The following is a 15,774-nucleotide window of genomic DNA, read 5'->3' as shown; positions in this document are numbered from 1 at the left end:
TCCCGGTACGCCGCTGCGCAGGGACTGCATCGACACGACGCTTGCCCGGCTCCTTCACAGCCAAGCCCCCTTAAGTACTTGATGACCGAACACCATCATCCAGATGGCCAAGAGGTTCTTTCATGTCATGAAGCTAACATCTCTACGCATATGGCAAGCCTCATGGGGATAGATGCGGGTGGCGAGAACGGTTCATATGTACTGCCTTTCATGCAGGCTCGGAATTTGAGCCCGGCGCATACAACAATGCACTCCACTCACCCGTCCGATGGTCTGACATGAACCGGCAGCCGACTCATCTCGAATACTGGGGCAAAGCGAAGCCCGACAACGACGGCCCTGCTTTCCATCGGCTGGCTTACCACTCACTCGATGTCGCTGCGGTCGGCGTCGCGTTTCTCGACCGTTCGCCAGCGATCTGTGCGTTCTTCATGAATGCCCTGCAGATCGAATCGAAATCGGCGCTTCAGTCATGGTTCGGCTTCTTTCTCGCGTTACATGACCTTGGCAAGTTCTCCGAAGCCTTCCAGAGCCAGCGTCCCGATATTTTCGCGGAGCTGAGACAGCGACAGCCCGATCCCGGAAAGCCTTATGGCCTGCGCCACGACACCCTCGGCTGGATGATCTGGGAGCAGTACCTTGCAGATATTGCCATTGAGAACCAGTGGTTCGGCGAAGACGGTGAATCGCTCATGGACGGAGTAGCCTGGTGGGTACGGGCATGTACCGGTCATCATGGCCAGCCACCGATCAGCACCAGCGCCGGGCATTGGCGACAGCACTTCAGCACGCCCCATGACGCCCAAGCCATCAAGACCTTCATAGACGAGCTGTTCGTCCTGTTCCCGCCCGAGGTATTGCGAACAGTGCCGGAGGGGATGGGCGCAGAGCGCCTCGACACGGTCAGCCGCCAACTTTCCTGGTGGATCGCCGGCCTTGCCGTCATGTGCGACTGGATCGGCTCGAACACAGACTTCTTTCCGTACTGCACCGAGCACTACGATCTCGGAAAGTACTGGATCGATGCGCAAACACTGGCTGACAGCGCGCTGACAGCAGCCGGCGTCCTGCCCCCCCCTCACACCGAGCAGTCGTTTTACGAGCTGTTCCCCGACATCCCTGCGCCCTCACCGCTGCAGGCCTGGGCGATCAAAGCGACGATTTCACCCACCTCTCAGATTCATCTGCTCGAAGACGTGACGGGTGCCGGCAAGACAGAGGCGGCCGTCACACTGACCCAGCGCATGATTGCCGGTGGCTGCGCGGACGGCTTTTTCATCGCCCTTCCGACTATGGCGACCGCGAATGCAATGTATGAGCGCATTGCCGAGGTGTATCGCAAGCTGTTTGACGGCGACCCGAGCCTCGTACTGGCGCATGGGCAGCGCAACCTGGTCGAAGCTTTCGCGGATTCGGTACTGCCCGCCACTCATGACGAAGGCGACCGCTCACAACTCGATGACACCGCGAGCGCCCGCTGCAGCGCATGGCTGGCCGATCACAACAAGCGCGCGCTGCTGGCACAGGCTGGCGTCGGCACGATAGACCAGATCCTGTTGAGCGTGCTCTACAGCAAGCATCAGTCGCTGCGCCTGCTGGGCATGCTGCGCAAGGTGTTGATCATCGACGAGGTGCATGCTTGCGACGACTACATGCAGCGGGTACTGGAAACAGTGCTCGAGTTTCATGCCCGCGCTGGCGGCAGCGTCGTGCTGTTGTCGGCCACGCTGCCGCAGCATATGAAAGATGCGCTGTTCGACGCCTTCGCCCGTGGGCGCGGCGCTCCTCTGCCCGTAGCGAGGTCTTCACTCGATTTTCCGCTCGTGACGTCCTGGCACGAGACCCTGTCCGAGCCGTCCCTGCAGGCAATCGAAGCGCGCAAAGCCGTGTGCCGTTCGGTCGATGTGCATTACGTATCGGACGAACAGACCGTCATTGCGTCGATCCGCGGGGCACTCGCCGCCGGCCGTTGCGTATGCTGGATGCGCAATACCGTCGCCGACGCGCTGGCGGCCTGCGCGCAGTTCGAACACGAACTCGACGCCGAACACCTCATCCTGTTTCACGCGCGTTTTACGCTGCGCGACCGGCTCGATACCGAACAGCGCATCCTCAAGCACTTCGGCAAATCCAGCACGCCGGAAGAACGCGCAGGGCGTCTCGTCATCGCGACCCAGGTAGCGGAACAGAGCCTGGACGCGGACTGGGATTTCGTCGTCACTGACCTCGCTCCCATTGACCGGCTGATACAGCGCGCCGGGCGTCTGCAGCGCCACCCTCGTGACACATCCGGCCAGCGCCACGCCGACCCCGCCGCACCGGACGAGCGCGGACGCCCATGCCTGTGGGTATTCGGTCCCGAGTGGACCGAAACACCGGCCCCAAAATGGTTCAAGACCTTCCTGCCGAAGGCAGCTGGCGTGTACCCGAATCACGCTCAGCTATGGCTTACCGCCAAAGCTTTGCAGTCCGGCGGTTTCACGATGCCGAGTGACGCACGCGCGCTCATCGAAGGCGTATTCAGTGAATACGGCGAGCTGCCTGAAGGCCTGCAGGCGAATGCAGGAAAAGCCGAAGGTGATAGCTACGCGAACATCAGCATCGCCATGCAGAACACCCTCAAACCGGCGGCGGGCTATGTGCGCGATGCCATCGACTGGTGGAGCGAGGCCAGCACCCCATCGCGTCTTGGCGAAGCGACGATGACCGTCGTACTCGCCCGCTGGGAGGGTGATCGGCTGCGGCCTTGGGTCGATCACGAAACCCTTCGCCACGCATGGACCTACAGCACGGTGAAGGTTGCCGAACGCCAGATCGCGGAGCGGGTGCCCGAGTCCGACCCCGTTCGCGAACAGGCAGTGCTGGATGCGATGGAGTGCCTTCCGGGCAAGGGAAATTGGTCCGTCGTCATGGTGATGAGCCCTGCGGGTACAGCTTGGCAAGGGCAGGCCGTGGCGAAAGGTATCGACAACAAGCCGGCGCTCATCAGGACATGGATCTATGACGATCGTCACGGCTTGCGGCAGCAGGACACGAGCACTCAACTCGATATGGAGTCGGCATGAATCTTCTGCACGATCAGTGGATACCCGTCCGGCGGCGCGCCGGCCAGCGCGACTGGATCTCACCACCACAGCTTTCCAACCCGGACATCGTCGCTTTTGCCGCCGACCGCCCGGACTTCAATGGCGCGCTCGCCCAGTTCGCGATCGGACTGCTGCAGAGCACCACTCCAGCCGACACCCCCGCCGAGTGGCGACGGCTGCTGACGACGCCCCCTGCAGAGCAGGAACTGTCTGCCTGGTTCGCACCGGTTGCCGAGGCCTTCCTGTTCGAAGGCGATGGTCCGCGCTTCATGCAGGACCTCACGCTGAGCGCCGACGAAGCAACGCTCAACCCCGTTGCTGCGCTGTTCATCGATTCGCCGGGCGAGAACGCGCTGCGCAACAACAGCGACCACTTCATCAAGCGGGGCCGGATCGACAGTCTGTGCCCGGCGTGCGCGGCCACGGCATTGTTCACGCTGCAGACGAATGCACCGGCAGGTGGCGTGGGCTACCGGACCGGGCTTCGTGGCGGCGGCCCGCTGACCACGCTGCTGCTCAGGCAGAAGCCGCAAAGCCTGTGGCAAGACCTCTGGCTCAACGTACTGGAAGGCCCCTTGCATCGTGCTCACAGCGGCGACGCGGAGAAAGCCGCGCTGCATTTCAGGTTCCCTTGGCTCAGGCCCATTGATCAGTTGCAGACCGGTGAGGCCATCAGCCCCGCCCAGGTTCACCCCGACCACGTGTTCTGGGCCATGCCCCGGCGCATCCGTCTGGATGTCGATGACGTGCATGCGGGCGAGTGCGACGTGTGCGGTCGGCATTCCAACACGCTGATCAGGCAGTTCATCGCGAAGAACTACGGCCTGAACTACAAGGGTGCATGGGATCACCCCCTCTCCCCGTACTACGAAGCGAAGGGCGACTGGCTGCCACTGCATCCGCAGCCGGGCGGCCTCGGCTACCGGCACTGGCTGGCCTGGTTGCTGGGCGCGGATGACACAAAGAGCAGACAGCGCCCCTCGCGCGTGGTGACCCATGCACTGAATGAACGGAAGCGTCAGATGGGCGGTGCGCTGCGCCTGTGGGCGTTCGGCTACGACATGGACAACATGAAGGCCCGCTGCTGGTACGACTCCAGCCTGCCGCTCTACGGCCTCGACGAATGCGAAGCGGATGCCCTGCGCACCGTGTCGTCCTGCGTATCAAGCTGGCTCTCCGGTGCGCAGAGCGCAGCGACCAGTCTTCGCGGTGCGGTGAAGGATGCCTGGTTCGGCGGCGACGCACGGGGCGATTTCAGTTCGGTCGATGCCGAGTTCTGGGGGCGCACCGAGGCGTCGTTCTATCAGTTGCTCAGGCAAAGCCTTGAAGCGCTGCGTGCCGATCCGCTGGCTGACGTCGACGAGTTGGCGGTTCGCCAGACCTGGCATGCCGCCCTCGTCCGCACTGCACTAGACCTGTTCGATCACGCGTTTGTCGGCACCGGCCCGATCGAACGGCAGACGCCGCATCGCATCGCGGAAGCGCGGCGGAAGCTGCTCAACAACCTGTACGGCAACAAGATGCGCGAGGCGCTGCGGCTGCCCTCGCCCGAAAAACCTGCAACCCGGCGAACGCGTGCTGCGTCCGCTCAAGCTTGAGGAGCTGCGCATGTCAGATCGATTTTCGCGTGACAACGCTATCGGCAAGGTTCTGCTGAACTGGTGGCAGGGGCTGGCTGACGACCGCGCGAGCCGCGCCGTCCTGCGCCGTGCCGGCAACACGACGGCGGTCGTGCTCAGCGCCCCCTATCAACACCTGTTCCGCCGTCTGTCCGCAGCCGGATGGAAGGAGGACGGCGCATCCCCAGCGAACGACCGCCTCGCAGCAGCCATTGGCCTGCTGGTACACGTCGAACAGGACGGCCCTCTTTCCCCGGCCAAGGCCATGAGCCACAAGGCATCAGGCGAAGAGCAGCCGGCAGTGAGCGAACTTCGCTTCATGCGTCTGCTTGAAAGCGACAGCCCCGACAGCTTGCTCACTGGCTTGCGCCGAGTACTGCCGCTGATGGAACAGCGCGTCGACGTGATCGAACTCGTCAATGACGTGCTGTTCTGGGGCGACAAAGTGAAGAAGAAATGGGCCTACGACTACGAATGGCCCGCTCGTACCTGAACCCTCAGACCACGCACACCCCTTGCCGCACCGATTCGACCAGGAGAACACCATGTCCCGTTTCGCCCAGTTGCACATCCTGACCAGCTATCCGCCCTCCAATCTGAACCGTGACGACACCGGCCGACCGAAAACCGCGCTGATGGGGGATGCCTTGCGCCTGCGCATCTCCTCGCAGAGCCAGAAGCGTGCATGGCGAACCTCCGATATTTTCGAATCCGCACTGGCGGGGCATATCGGAACGCGCACCAAGGACATCGGCAAGCAGATACACGCCGATCTCATCGCCGCCGGTGTCGCCGACAAACCTGCCCGGGAATGGGCACGCCAGATCGCAGGGCAGTTCGGAAAGCTCAAGTCGGACAAGAAATCCGACAAGGATGAAGACCTGCAGATCGAACAACTTGCCCACTTCGGCCCGGAAGAGATCGCGTCGATCAACGAACTCGCAAGCGCATGTGCCGCCCGCAACGCAGGCCCTACCGATGATGAGCTGAAGTTGCTGCGCCTGCCGCGCAAGGCCGCAGACATCGCGATGTTCGGCCGCATGCTGGCAGACAGTCCGGCCTACAACGTCGAAGCCGCCGTACAGGTTGCTCACGCCATCACCGTGCACAAGAGCGCCGTCGAGGACGACTACTTCAGTGCCGTAGATGACCTCAACGACGGTCAGAGCGACCGTGGGGCGGCACACATCGGAGAGCGCAGCTTCGGCGCCGGCCTCTTCTACATCTATGTGTGCATCGATCGGGAGTTGCTTAAGGAGAACCTCGGCGGCGACGAAGCACTGACCGGCAAGGCAATCGAAGCGCTGGTCCATGCCGTCACCAAAGTGTCGCCCACTGGCATGCAGAACAGTCACGCTTCACGCGCCTATGCCAGTTACGTTCTCGTCGAGAAGGGCGACCAGCAGCCGCGCTCGCTGGCGCAATCATTCCTGAAGCCGGTGCAGCCCCGCAACGATGGCGACATGCTGACGCTCGCAGTCAAGGCGCTCGAACAGCGGCGGGAGAATTTCGACAAGGTCTACGGTGCTTGCTCGGACGCGCACTACGCGATCAACGTGGAAACCGGCGAGGGCACTCTGGACGCCCTGGTTCAGTTCGTCCGGAGCTGACGCCATGCGTTTCCTGATCTTTCAGCTGCAGGCTCCGCTCGCGTCTTGGGGCGATACGGCAGTCGGTGAGTATCGACCGAGCCGGGACTACCCGGGGTTGTCGGCGCTGGTCGGGTTGCTCGGGGCGGCCCTCGGCATTCGAAGAGATGACGAGGCTGCCCACGCGGCGCTGCGCGACCACTACGCCTACACCGTCGGCATCCAGTCACCCGGCGATCTGCTGCGCGACTTTCACACGGCGCAAGTACCGAGTCAGGCAACGTTGAAGAAGCGCCCACATGCATCACGTCGCGACGAGCTCGTCATACCCGGCCACGATCTGAATACCATCCTTTCCACGCGCGACTACCGTCAGGGTGCTGCATGTGTGGTCGCCGTCGAGGCCGGCGAAACGGCCGGCTACTCGCTCGAGCAGCTGGCTCACGCGCTGCGCCGGCCGCGTTTCACGCTGTATCTCGGCCGCAAAAGTTGTCCGCCTGGCGCCCCGCTGTTCCCGCAGGTGATCGAAGCGGCTGATGCCGAAAGCGCTTTCGAGACGTATCTTGACCGGCTCCGCGCTGAACTCGCGCACCAAAGTCCGACACCGGATCGCCCGCTGTTTGAGCAGCCTCCGCCGCTCACCCGCCTTGCCTGGGGCGCCAATGCGACCGTCGGCCGGGCGCCGGACCTCACCACGACGCGCAAGGACCACCCGCTCAGACGCAAGGGCTGGATGTTCGGTGATCGCACCGAATATGTCGCACTGATTTCGCAGGAGGGCTGACCGTGTACTTCAGTCTCGTTACGCCCGAACCAGGCCTTGAGCGCGACGCCGCTCACGAATGGCTTCAGGGCGCATACAGCGAACATCAACTGCTGTGGCGGTTCTTTCCGTCACCACCCGGTACCCGGCGCGATTTCCTGTTCCGGCGCAGGGATGTCGATGGCGTACCCCGCTTCTATGTCGTATCCGAACGCAAGCCGGAAGTCCCCCACTCCGCGTGGCACGTACAGACACGCAGCTATGTGCCGGATCTCGCCGAAGGGACGCGCCTGAACTTCGACTTGCGCGCCAACCCGGTGATTGCGCGCGGCACCGAGGGTCGCGGCAAACGGCACGATGTGGTGATGGACCAGAAAAAGCGTCTGCTTGCGGCCAGAGGTCTCACCGACTGGGCAGCCTGGACACCGGGGCGCAAGACGGCAAACGGCGAGCACGATCCCCGCCCCGAACTGGCGGAACTGGTTGCGGGCTCCTGCACGGCTTGGCTGGAAGCCAGAGCGGAGCGGCATGGTTTCAAGCTCGACTCCGCATCGCTGCGCGTTGAGGGCTATATGCAGCACGGCGGCAAAAAGGATCGGCTGCGCTTCAGTACGGTGGACTTCAATGGAACCTTGGTCGTCACCCATCGAGAACGCTTCGCCCAAGCACTTCAACGCGGTATCGGTCGGGCCAAGGCCTTTGGATGCGGGCTGCTGTTGGTCCGTCGCGAGGATTGATCTGCTCTTTCATCTGAGGGCACGAATCAATTCGGCGCTGCACGCGGAGACCGTCGCCATCCGCGACCTTCGCGAGGGCGCCGGCGAACTCGACGAGGATCAGCCATAACGATGCTGCCAACGCTCAAACCCATTCCGATCAAGGAAAGGCTGTCCATCGTTTTCGTCGAGAAGGGGGAAATCGACGTGGTGGATGGCGCCTTTGTGGTGGTCGATCAGCAGGGCTTTCGCGTCCGTGCCGTGCTCACGCACATCCCGGTCGGCGGCGTTGCCTGCATCATGCTGGAACCGGGTACCCGGGTTTCGCACCGAGCCGCCGCACTGGCTGCACGCGTCGGAACGCTGCTGGTCTGGGTCGGCGAAGCAGGGGTTCGCCTCTACTCGTCGGGTCAGCCCGGCGGCGCGCGCGCCGACCGCCTGCTCTATCAGGCGAAGCTTGCGCTGGATGAGAACCTGCGCCTGAAAGTAGTACGGAAGATGTATGCCCTTCGTTTCGGCGAAGAGCCGCCCGCTCGTCGCAGCGTCGAACAGTTGCGCGGCATCGAGGGCGCGCGAGTGCGACGCACCTATCAGTTACTGGCGCAGAAGTTCGGTGTGCAGTGGAAAGGCCGTGACTACAACCCGGAGGATTGGGACGTATCCGACCTGCCCAATCGCTGTCTATCATCCGCCACCGCGGCCCTTTATGGAGTTACCGAAGCCGCCGTGCTGGCGGCGGGCTACGCACCCGCGGTCGGATTCATCCATACCGGAAAGCCGCTATCGTTCGTCTATGACGTAGCTGACATCTACAAATTCGACACCGTCGTGCCGGTCGCATTCAAGATCGCGGCGAGCAACCCACCCAATCCCGAACGCGCCGTGAGGCTCGCCTGTCGGGACATCTTCCGGCAGAGCCGCCTGCTCGAGCGCATCATCCCGGACATCGAAGACATGCTGGCCGCGGCCGATCTGCCGCGCCCACCTGAGCCCGAAGGACTGGTGGGCCCCGCCATCACCAACCCGGACAGCCTCGGCGATGCTGGTCATCGTAGTTGAGAACGCGCCGCCGAGATTGCGCGGGAGACTTGCAATCTGGCTACTCGAAGTGCGTGCGGGCGTCTACGTGGGCAACTACTCGCGCAAGCTCCGAGAGCACATCTGGGAGCAAGTCGAATCGGGCATCGAGGATGGCAACGCGGTACTCGCCTGGACGAGCAACAACGAAGCCGGTTTCGACTTTCAGACGCTCGGCGCAAACCGCCGCGAGCCCGTGGAATGGGATGGAGTGAAGCTCGTGAGCTTCTTTCCTCCTGCGCAAGACGACTCCGGTCTTTAACAACCAGAACAAATACCCCTGGCATGTATTTTTGCCGGTAGATTTTTTGCACTCGAAATTTCCATGGTTTTTCATGGAGATGGAGATAGTCCGTTCCCCGCATGCGCGGGGATGAACCGGCGGCATGCTGGAGGCCCGGCTTTTCGAGCCTCCGTTCCCCGCATGCGCGGGGATGAACCGGCGGCTGAGATCGAGGGCCGCATCACGCAAGACCGTTCCCCGCATGCGCGGGGATGAACCGCTGGAACACCTGCAGCCGCCTCCGGTCGCCGACCGTTCCCCGCATGCGCGGGGATGAACCGACGTATCCCGCTGCGCAGGACACAGCCCGGAACCGTTCCCCGCATGCGCGGGGATGAACCGCAGTTTCCGTCTTTCACTCGCTTTACCATTTCCCGTTCCCCGCATGCGCGGGGATGAACCGGTAGTCGCTTCTCTGATGGCGGTTTTCATATCCCGTTCCCCGCATGCGCGGGGATGAACCGGCGTCGTGGCTTAACGAGCAGCCGCGCGGCTCCCGTTCCCCGCATGCGCGGGGATGAACCGATTCGTAATGACCTTGCGCCCCTTTTCCAGCGCCGTTCCCCGCATGCGCGGGGATGAACCGGTCGCGCATGCGCCGGCTCCTTCTCGCAAGGTCCGTTCCCCGCATGCGCGGGGATGAACCGGCTCCTGCACCCTCGCGGAGGACGGCGAATCGCCGTTCCCCGCATGCGCGGGGATGAACCGTGATGCGCGATACGCGCGGGTTTGTCTGGACGCCCGTTCCCCGCATGCGCGGGGATGAACCGCATGACCAGCGACACCAGCAGGTAGGGGTTGACCGTTCCCCGCATGCGCGGGGATGAACCGCTACCGGGTCGTCTTTGCCTTTAACTAGGAATCCGTTCCCCGCATGCGCGGGGATGAACCGCCTGCGCCACCATGGCAGCGGCGGCGGCGGGCCCGTTCCCCGCATGCGCGGGGATGAACCGACGGCCTGTTCTGCCGCGCCGGCTGTCAGCGGCCGTTCCCCGCATGCGCGGGGATGAACCGCCGGGATGATCGAGCGCACTGGCGACTATCGGCCGTTCCCCGCATGCGCGGGGATGAACCGGGTTACACCATGGCTAAACTGTCCGCTGTCCTCCGTTCCCCGCATGCGCGGGGATGAACCGCTCACCCAGCCTTCGCGGATCGATTCCAGCCGCCGTTCCCCGCATGCGCGGGGATGAACCGGCTACGTGTGCATCGTCAAGGAAGCGACACGCCCGTTCCCCGCATGCGCGGGGATGAACCGGTACATACCGCTTGGGATTTGGGCGTCTCCGACCGTTCCCCGCATGCGCGGGGATGAACCGCGGCGCCGGCCATCTGCCCGGCGCCAGCCGTACCGTTCCCCGCATGCGCGGGGATGAACCGCCTGATGACCAGCAATGGGAGTGCCGAATCCGCCGTTCCCCGCATGCGCGGGGATGAACCGGTCGGAGTGTTTCCGACCGTTCTTTGCGTCGACCGTTCCCCGCATGCGCGGGGATGAACCGTTAGGACTTCAATCCACCAACCAATTGAATTCCCGTTCCCCGCATGCGCGGGGATGAACCGTAAACAGGGGGTCTCTGCCAAGAAGCACATCGACCGTTCCCCGCATGCGCGGGGATGAACCGCGGGCGGAATCGTTCGCGGCCGACTTCACGGCCCGTTCCCCGCATGCGCGGGGATGAACCGCATCAGACAAAGCCCCTAGGCTGCCGCAGTGCCCGTTCCCCGCATGCGCGGGGATGAACCGCGATTCCTGCCACGCCTTTCCGGCGTCCGCGTCCGTTCCCCGCATGCGCGGGGATGAACCGGCTGCGAACGCTGCGGCAGCGAAGCTCAACGCCCGTTCCCCGCATGCGCGGGGATGAACCTTCAGGCCCAACATACTTCAATTCTTGTCTTGGACCGTTCCCCGCATGCGCGGGGATGAACCGCGTCCGTGCCCTGGGAGGTGTAGCAGGTACAACCGTTCCCCGCATGCGCGGGGATGAACCGTTCCTGAACGGTCCGCATCTGTGCCCCCTTGGCCGTTCCCCGCATGCGCGGGGATGAACCGCTGCCGATCTTCTCCAGCAGCGGGCCCATCGACCGTTCCCCGCATGCGCGGGGATGAACCGTAGCCAAGTGCAAACAGAGTGACGAGACCGGCCCGTTCCCCGCATGCGCGGGGATGAACCGCTGCTCGGGATGTCGGTATAGGACTGGAACATCCGTTCCCCGCATGCGCGGGGATGAACCGAACCATCCGCCCGGAATACTGCGCCGCATATCCCGTTCCCCGCATGCGCGGGGATGAACCGGATCAGACGGAGCCGGCTGCGACTGCTGCTCCCCGTTCCCCGCATGCGCGGGGATGAACCGTATCGCCGTAGTCCTCGACGTGCGAGAACGGACCGTTCCCCGCATGCGCGGGGATGAACCTTGGGACGGCGCCATTCGTTCTGTCACCTGCGCCCGTTCCCCGCATGCGCGGGGATGAACCTCGTTATCGTGATCACGTCGCTTTTCCTCGCGCCCGTTCCCCGCATGCGCGGGGATGAACCGGCTCCTGCACTCTCGACGAGGACGGCGAATCGCCGTTCCCCGCATGCGCGGGGATGAACCGGCGCCGATGATGGTCGTGCAGCCCACGCTCGACCGTTCCCCGCATGCGCGGGGATGAACCGCTCAAGGGGTCGGCGCGTCGAATCGCGATCAGCCGTTCCCCGCATGCGCGGGGATGAACCGATGGCGCCGGGCTGGGCGTCGCAATCAGAGTGCCGTTCCCCGCATGCGCGGGGATGAACCGTAGTCGCCCAGCATTTCGATGCGGCGCTCGTCCCCGTTCCCCGCATGCGCGGGGATGAACCGGGCCTGTTCCAGTCGGCCGAGAAAATCGCCGCCCGTTCCCCGCATGCGCGGGGATGAACCGTGTCGTTCCCTTTGATGCAATTCCGGATAGCGCCGTTCCCCGCATGCGCGGGGATGAACCGCCGATGCGGTCGGCGCCTTGCTTGGCGTTGAGCCCGTTCCCCGCATGCGCGGGGATGAACCGATTTTTCGGCCTCGGCCGACTGGCTCCCAAGTCCGTTCCCCGCATGCGCGGGGATGAACCGGGATACCTGCCTAAGCCTGCGGTCACGGTACTCCGTTCCCCGCATGCGCGGGGATGAACCGTCGCAGGCGAGGCCCAGCAGGTGGGCGCTGGTCCGTTCCCCGCATGCGCGGGGATGAACCGACGCCGGCCGAGCAGACGGAGGGCCTGCAGCACCGTTCCCCGCATGCGCGGGGATGAACCGTGACATGGGCAAGCGTCTGCCGCCGCGCCGCACCGTTCCCCGCATGCGCGGGGATGAACCGCGCCGCCTACATGTGGGACGCCGACCCTGCCACCGTTCCCCGCATGCGCGGGGATGAACCGGTTTCCGCCGGCTGGTCCTGGCCATCCACGGCCCGTTCCCCGCATGCGCGGGGATGAACCGATTCATACGGCGTGGGATTTGGGCGTCTCCGACCGTTCCCCGCATGCGCGGGGATGAACCGGCAGCGAGCGATGCCGGACTGTTCGCACGGGCCCGTTCCCCGCATGCGCGGGGATGAACCGGCGCCTTACATCGGCGTCAAGGGTGCGTTCGACCGTTCCCCGCATGCGCGGGGATGAACCGCCGGACAATAACACTGTGGCTCGTCATCGTCCCCGTTCCCCGCATGCGCGGGGATGAACCGCGACCGTTGGCCCACTCGTAGGCCCAAGAACCCCGTTCCCCGCATGCGCGGGGATGAACCGCCTGCTGTGGTATCGGCAGACCCAAATGACGACCGTTCCCCGCATGCGCGGGGATGAACCGGCGATGGGACGCGGTGTGCATGCGCGGGAGACCCGTTCCCCGCATGCGCGGGGATGAACCGGTTGATCGCGTTGCCCGTTGCGATGTTGCTGCCCGTTCCCCGCATGCGCGGGGATGAACCGTGCGGCGCCGATCCGGTACGGGAACGGGAACGCCGTTCCCCGCATGCGCGGGGATGAACCGCATCTGGTCTTTGTTGCCAGTGCCCAGGCCAACCGTTCCCCGCATGCGCGGGGATGAACCGCACGGATGCGCTGGCGGGCGAGCGCCCGGGTACCGTTCCCCGCATGCGCGGGGATGAACCGTCAGTGCCGCTGTCGTGCTGTCCTCATTGGCTCCGTTCCCCGCATGCGCGGGGATGAACCGTACGAACGCGCCAAGGCCGACCCGGTGAAGATCCGTTCCCCGCATGCGCGGGGATGAACCGAGATCCGCACGCGCCGGCGCATCGCTACGTCGCCGTTCCCCGCATGCGCGGGGATGAACCGTATTGCGAATACCTCGAAGACGACCTGGCCGCCCGTTCCCCGCATGCGCGGGGATGAACCGCAACTTTCGACGCTCTGCACCGAGGCGATTGCCCGTTCCCCGCATGCGCGGGGATGAACCGGCCGCTCCCAGGTCGTAAGCACGGATGTTGCGCCGTTCCCCGCATGCGCGGGGATGAACCGGGTTTCATCATGGCTAAACTGTCTGCTGTTCTCCGTTCCCCGCATGCGCGGGGATGAACCGCCTGTCTGGAATACCGCCGACCAGCGGCCGGCGCCGTTCCCCGCATGCGCGGGGATGAACCGCTTGAGCGCGACAGGCAGCGCGACTTGGAAGACCGTTCCCCGCATGCGCGGGGATGAACCGGATTCCGCCCGGGCGAACAGGCCGGCCGCATCCCGTTCCCCGCATGCGCGGGGATGAACCGGCGGTCGATCCGTCGATCATCGTCACCAGCCCCCGTTCCCCGCATGCGCGGGGATGAACCGGACTGGGGTTCGGCCGCCATCGATGCGAAATACCGTTCCCCGCATGCGCGGGGATGAACCGCATCCAACGTGGGGCCTAACCCGTCATATATGGACTCCCCCCAAAATCAAGACTGACCGATAGTCTGGTTTTCCCGGGTAGATCACTTGCAGTCGTATATCCGGCATCCGTAGTAGGTTCTGAGTGACCCGTGCCGACATGGAATCTGCGCGGGGCGCGCCAATCGATACAAACGGCACGCGTTTCGCTGCCGGAAGAGTTATCGGCGTTCGTCCCCGTGGGTGTGACCCGGTTGGCCATGATGGGCGATCTGTCTCGTGGCAAGCGGTGGCGGGAGGGGGTGACTCTGCTCAGGCAGCCACGGCGAACGAAGCCCGGTCTGCCTTTCTTGCCAGCCGGGGTTGGGGTTCACCGTAGGCGGTGGCATCGCGCAGCACGCTGTAGCAGATGCGTGCGAGCTTGTTGGCCAGCGCGCACGCGGCCTTGTTGTGGTGGGTACGCGCCTGGATGTTCACCGCCCACTGGCGTAGCGCGTCCAGCTGCCGGTCGGTCCTGGCGGCGAGCGTGGCGGCTCTGAGGCAGGCGCGCGCGCCGTGCGTGAGCAGCATGCGCAGATACTTGTCGCCCTGCTTCGAGATGCGCCCGAGCTTGCGGGTCGATCCCGACGAGTGTTCGCGTGGCGTGAGCCCGAACCAGCTCGCGAAGTGGCGGGCATCCCTGAAGTGACTGACCGAGCCGCCGGTGGCCGCGACCATCGCGGTGGAGGTGAGCAGCCCGATGCCGGGAATGGTGAGCAGCCGGGTGCAGGCTGCGCTCTGCCGCGCGAGCTGCGACAGTTCCTGTTCCAGTCGCGCGATGCGTGCTTCGAGCAGACGGATCTCGTCAAGCAGCAGTTTCATCGATTCGCGGATGAGCGCCGGCAGGGCGCTGTCCGGGTCGGCCAGCAGCCGGCCCATCGTCTCCAGCCCGGTACGGGCGCCGACCGGCACGATGAGGCCGAACTCCCGGCAGAAGCCTCGCAGCGCATTGATGCGCGAAGTGCGCGTGCTCATCCACAGCGAACGGATGCGGTGCAGGCCCTGCAGCGCCTGCTGCTCGACCGACTTCACACGAACGGGAGTGATGTCGGCATTGCGGGCGGCTTCGAGCAGTGCATGCGCGTCCGCAGCGTCGGTCTTGTTGCGCCGGACGTAGGCGCGCACATAGGCCGCGGGCAGCAGGCGAACCTCGATGCCGCGCGCCCCGAGCCAGCGCGCCCAGTGGTGCGCCGAGCCGCAGGCTTCCATGATGACGAGCGAGAAGGCGCGGTTGTTGAAGAAGGCTTCGAACTGGCGACGGGTCAGCCGATGAGATTCGACCGGTTTCCAATCGTCATGGGCAACGACAAGTTGAAATACACTCTTGGCCAGATCCACTGCAACGGTCGTAGCATTCATGAATGGACTCCTCCGTGTGAAGGCCGATCCCCGTTTCCGCGAGCACCGGCTGCGCGCATTGGGCGCGCAAAGAACGGGGGAGTCCATCCCATCATTCAACCCGTTCCCCGCATGCGCGGGGATGAACCGCCGGAGCCGGCCGCTATCCAGGGGCCGGAGGTCCGTTCCCCGCATGCGCGGGGATGAACCGTGCGACGGCAACCACGGCGGGCCACGGTGCGCCCGTTCCCCGCATGCGCGGGGATGAACCGGATCAGGAGGACGACTACATCGACGCGGCAGCCCCGTTCCCCGCATGCGCGGGGATGAACCGCCGTTGCCGTTGCTGCTGGCTGCTGACTGCGCCCGTTCCCCGCATGCGCGGGGATGAACCGCGCGTCGCCGGTGAAGAGGAAGTTGCACG

9 protein-coding genes and 2 CRISPR repeat arrays (1 of these 11 running past the window's edge) are annotated in these 15,774 nt (G+C 64.6%); of the genes, 8 read left to right on the top strand and 1 reads right to left on the bottom strand.

Annotation, left to right across the window (positions count from 1 at the left end; all coding sequences use genetic code 11):
- Positions 1-278 precede the first annotated feature (278 nt).
- The 8 genes from METUNV1_RS12530 (at position 279) to cas2e (ending at position 9,112) form a co-directional block, all read left to right on the top strand.
- The gene (locus METUNV1_RS12530; protein ID WP_008062266.1) at positions 279-3,065 is read left to right on the top strand and encodes a CRISPR-associated helicase/endonuclease Cas3; all 2,787 of its coding nucleotides are present in this window, start codon (positions 279-281) and stop codon (positions 3,063-3,065) included.
- Positions 3,062-4,684 (top strand): type I-E CRISPR-associated protein Cse1/CasA, encoded by a 1,623-nt coding sequence (casA, locus tag METUNV1_RS12525; RefSeq protein WP_008062265.1) that lies wholly within the window; start codon positions 3,062-3,064, stop codon positions 4,682-4,684. The genes METUNV1_RS12530 and casA overlap by 4 nt, the downstream gene beginning before the upstream one ends.
- The gene (casB, locus tag METUNV1_RS12520; protein WP_008062258.1) at positions 4,662-5,198 is read left to right on the top strand and encodes a type I-E CRISPR-associated protein Cse2/CasB; all 537 of its coding nucleotides are present in this window, start codon (positions 4,662-4,664) and stop codon (positions 5,196-5,198) included. Before casA ends, casB begins: the two co-directional genes overlap by 23 nt.
- 52 nt (positions 5,199-5,250) lie before the next feature.
- Complete coding sequence (gene cas7e / locus METUNV1_RS12515) at positions 5,251-6,315, top strand: type I-E CRISPR-associated protein Cas7/Cse4/CasC (protein ID WP_008062256.1); 1,065 nt, start codon at positions 5,251-5,253, stop codon at positions 6,313-6,315.
- A gap of 4 nt (positions 6,316-6,319) precedes the next feature.
- Positions 6,320-7,078 carry a type I-E CRISPR-associated protein Cas5/CasD gene (gene cas5e, locus METUNV1_RS12510; RefSeq protein WP_008062254.1) on the top strand — a complete coding sequence of 253 codons (759 nt, stop codon included), beginning with the start codon at positions 6,320-6,322 and terminating at the stop codon, positions 7,076-7,078.
- A 2-nt stretch (positions 7,079-7,080) separates the two neighbouring features.
- Complete coding sequence (cas6e, locus tag METUNV1_RS12505) at positions 7,081-7,794, top strand: type I-E CRISPR-associated protein Cas6/Cse3/CasE (protein ID WP_008062252.1); 714 nt, start codon at positions 7,081-7,083, stop codon at positions 7,792-7,794.
- Between the two features lie 111 nt (positions 7,795-7,905).
- Complete coding sequence (gene cas1e, locus METUNV1_RS12500; RefSeq protein WP_008062250.1) at positions 7,906-8,832, top strand: type I-E CRISPR-associated endonuclease Cas1e; 927 nt, start codon at positions 7,906-7,908, stop codon at positions 8,830-8,832.
- Complete coding sequence (gene cas2e / locus METUNV1_RS12495; RefSeq protein ID WP_008062245.1) at positions 8,813-9,112, top strand: type I-E CRISPR-associated endoribonuclease Cas2e; 300 nt, start codon at positions 8,813-8,815, stop codon at positions 9,110-9,112. The genes cas1e and cas2e overlap by 20 nt, the downstream gene beginning before the upstream one ends.
- 90 nt (positions 9,113-9,202) lie before the next feature.
- Positions 9,203-13,995: direct repeats of the CRISPR family, unit length 29 nt; unit sequence CCGTTCCCCGCATGCGCGGGGATGAACCG.
- Between the two features lie 290 nt (positions 13,996-14,285).
- Here cas2e and METUNV1_RS12490 read toward each other — a convergent pair.
- Positions 14,286-15,371: an IS110 family RNA-guided transposase gene (locus METUNV1_RS12490; RefSeq protein WP_008062240.1), complete on the bottom strand. Its 1,086-nt coding sequence runs from the start codon at positions 15,369-15,371 to the stop codon at positions 14,286-14,288.
- 100 nt (positions 15,372-15,471) lie between these two features.
- Positions 15,472-15,774: a CRISPR direct-repeat array (repeat unit 29 nt; unit sequence CCGTTCCCCGCATGCGCGGGGATGAACCG); it runs 713 nt beyond the window's last position.

The organism is Methyloversatilis universalis FAM5, from assembly GCF_000214035.2.
Taxonomy (GTDB): Bacteria; Pseudomonadota; Gammaproteobacteria; order Burkholderiales; family Rhodocyclaceae; genus Methyloversatilis; species Methyloversatilis universalis.
Note: the sequence above shows the minus strand (reverse complement) of the source record. Positions and strands in the feature narration are given on the sequence as shown.

Bases quoted from the DNA above. Each gene is read 5' to 3' on its own strand.
- cas2e (WP_008062245.1), top strand. From the start codon at position 8,813: ATGCTGGTCATCGTAGTTGAGAACGCGCCGCCGAGATTGCGCGGGAGA.
- cas1e (WP_008062250.1), top strand. From the start codon at position 7,906: ATGCTGCCAACGCTCAAACCCATTCCGATCAAGGAAAGGCTGTCCATC.
- casA (WP_008062265.1), top strand. From the start codon at position 3,062: ATGAATCTTCTGCACGATCAGTGGATACCCGTCCGGCGGCGCGCCGGC.
- METUNV1_RS12530 (WP_008062266.1), top strand. From the start codon at position 279: ATGAACCGGCAGCCGACTCATCTCGAATACTGGGGCAAAGCGAAGCCC.
- cas5e (WP_008062254.1), top strand. From the start codon at position 6,320: ATGCGTTTCCTGATCTTTCAGCTGCAGGCTCCGCTCGCGTCTTGGGGC.
- METUNV1_RS12490 (WP_008062240.1), bottom strand. From the start codon at position 15,371: ATGAATGCTACGACCGTTGCAGTGGATCTGGCCAAGAGTGTATTTCAA.
- cas7e (WP_008062256.1), top strand. From the start codon at position 5,251: ATGTCCCGTTTCGCCCAGTTGCACATCCTGACCAGCTATCCGCCCTCC.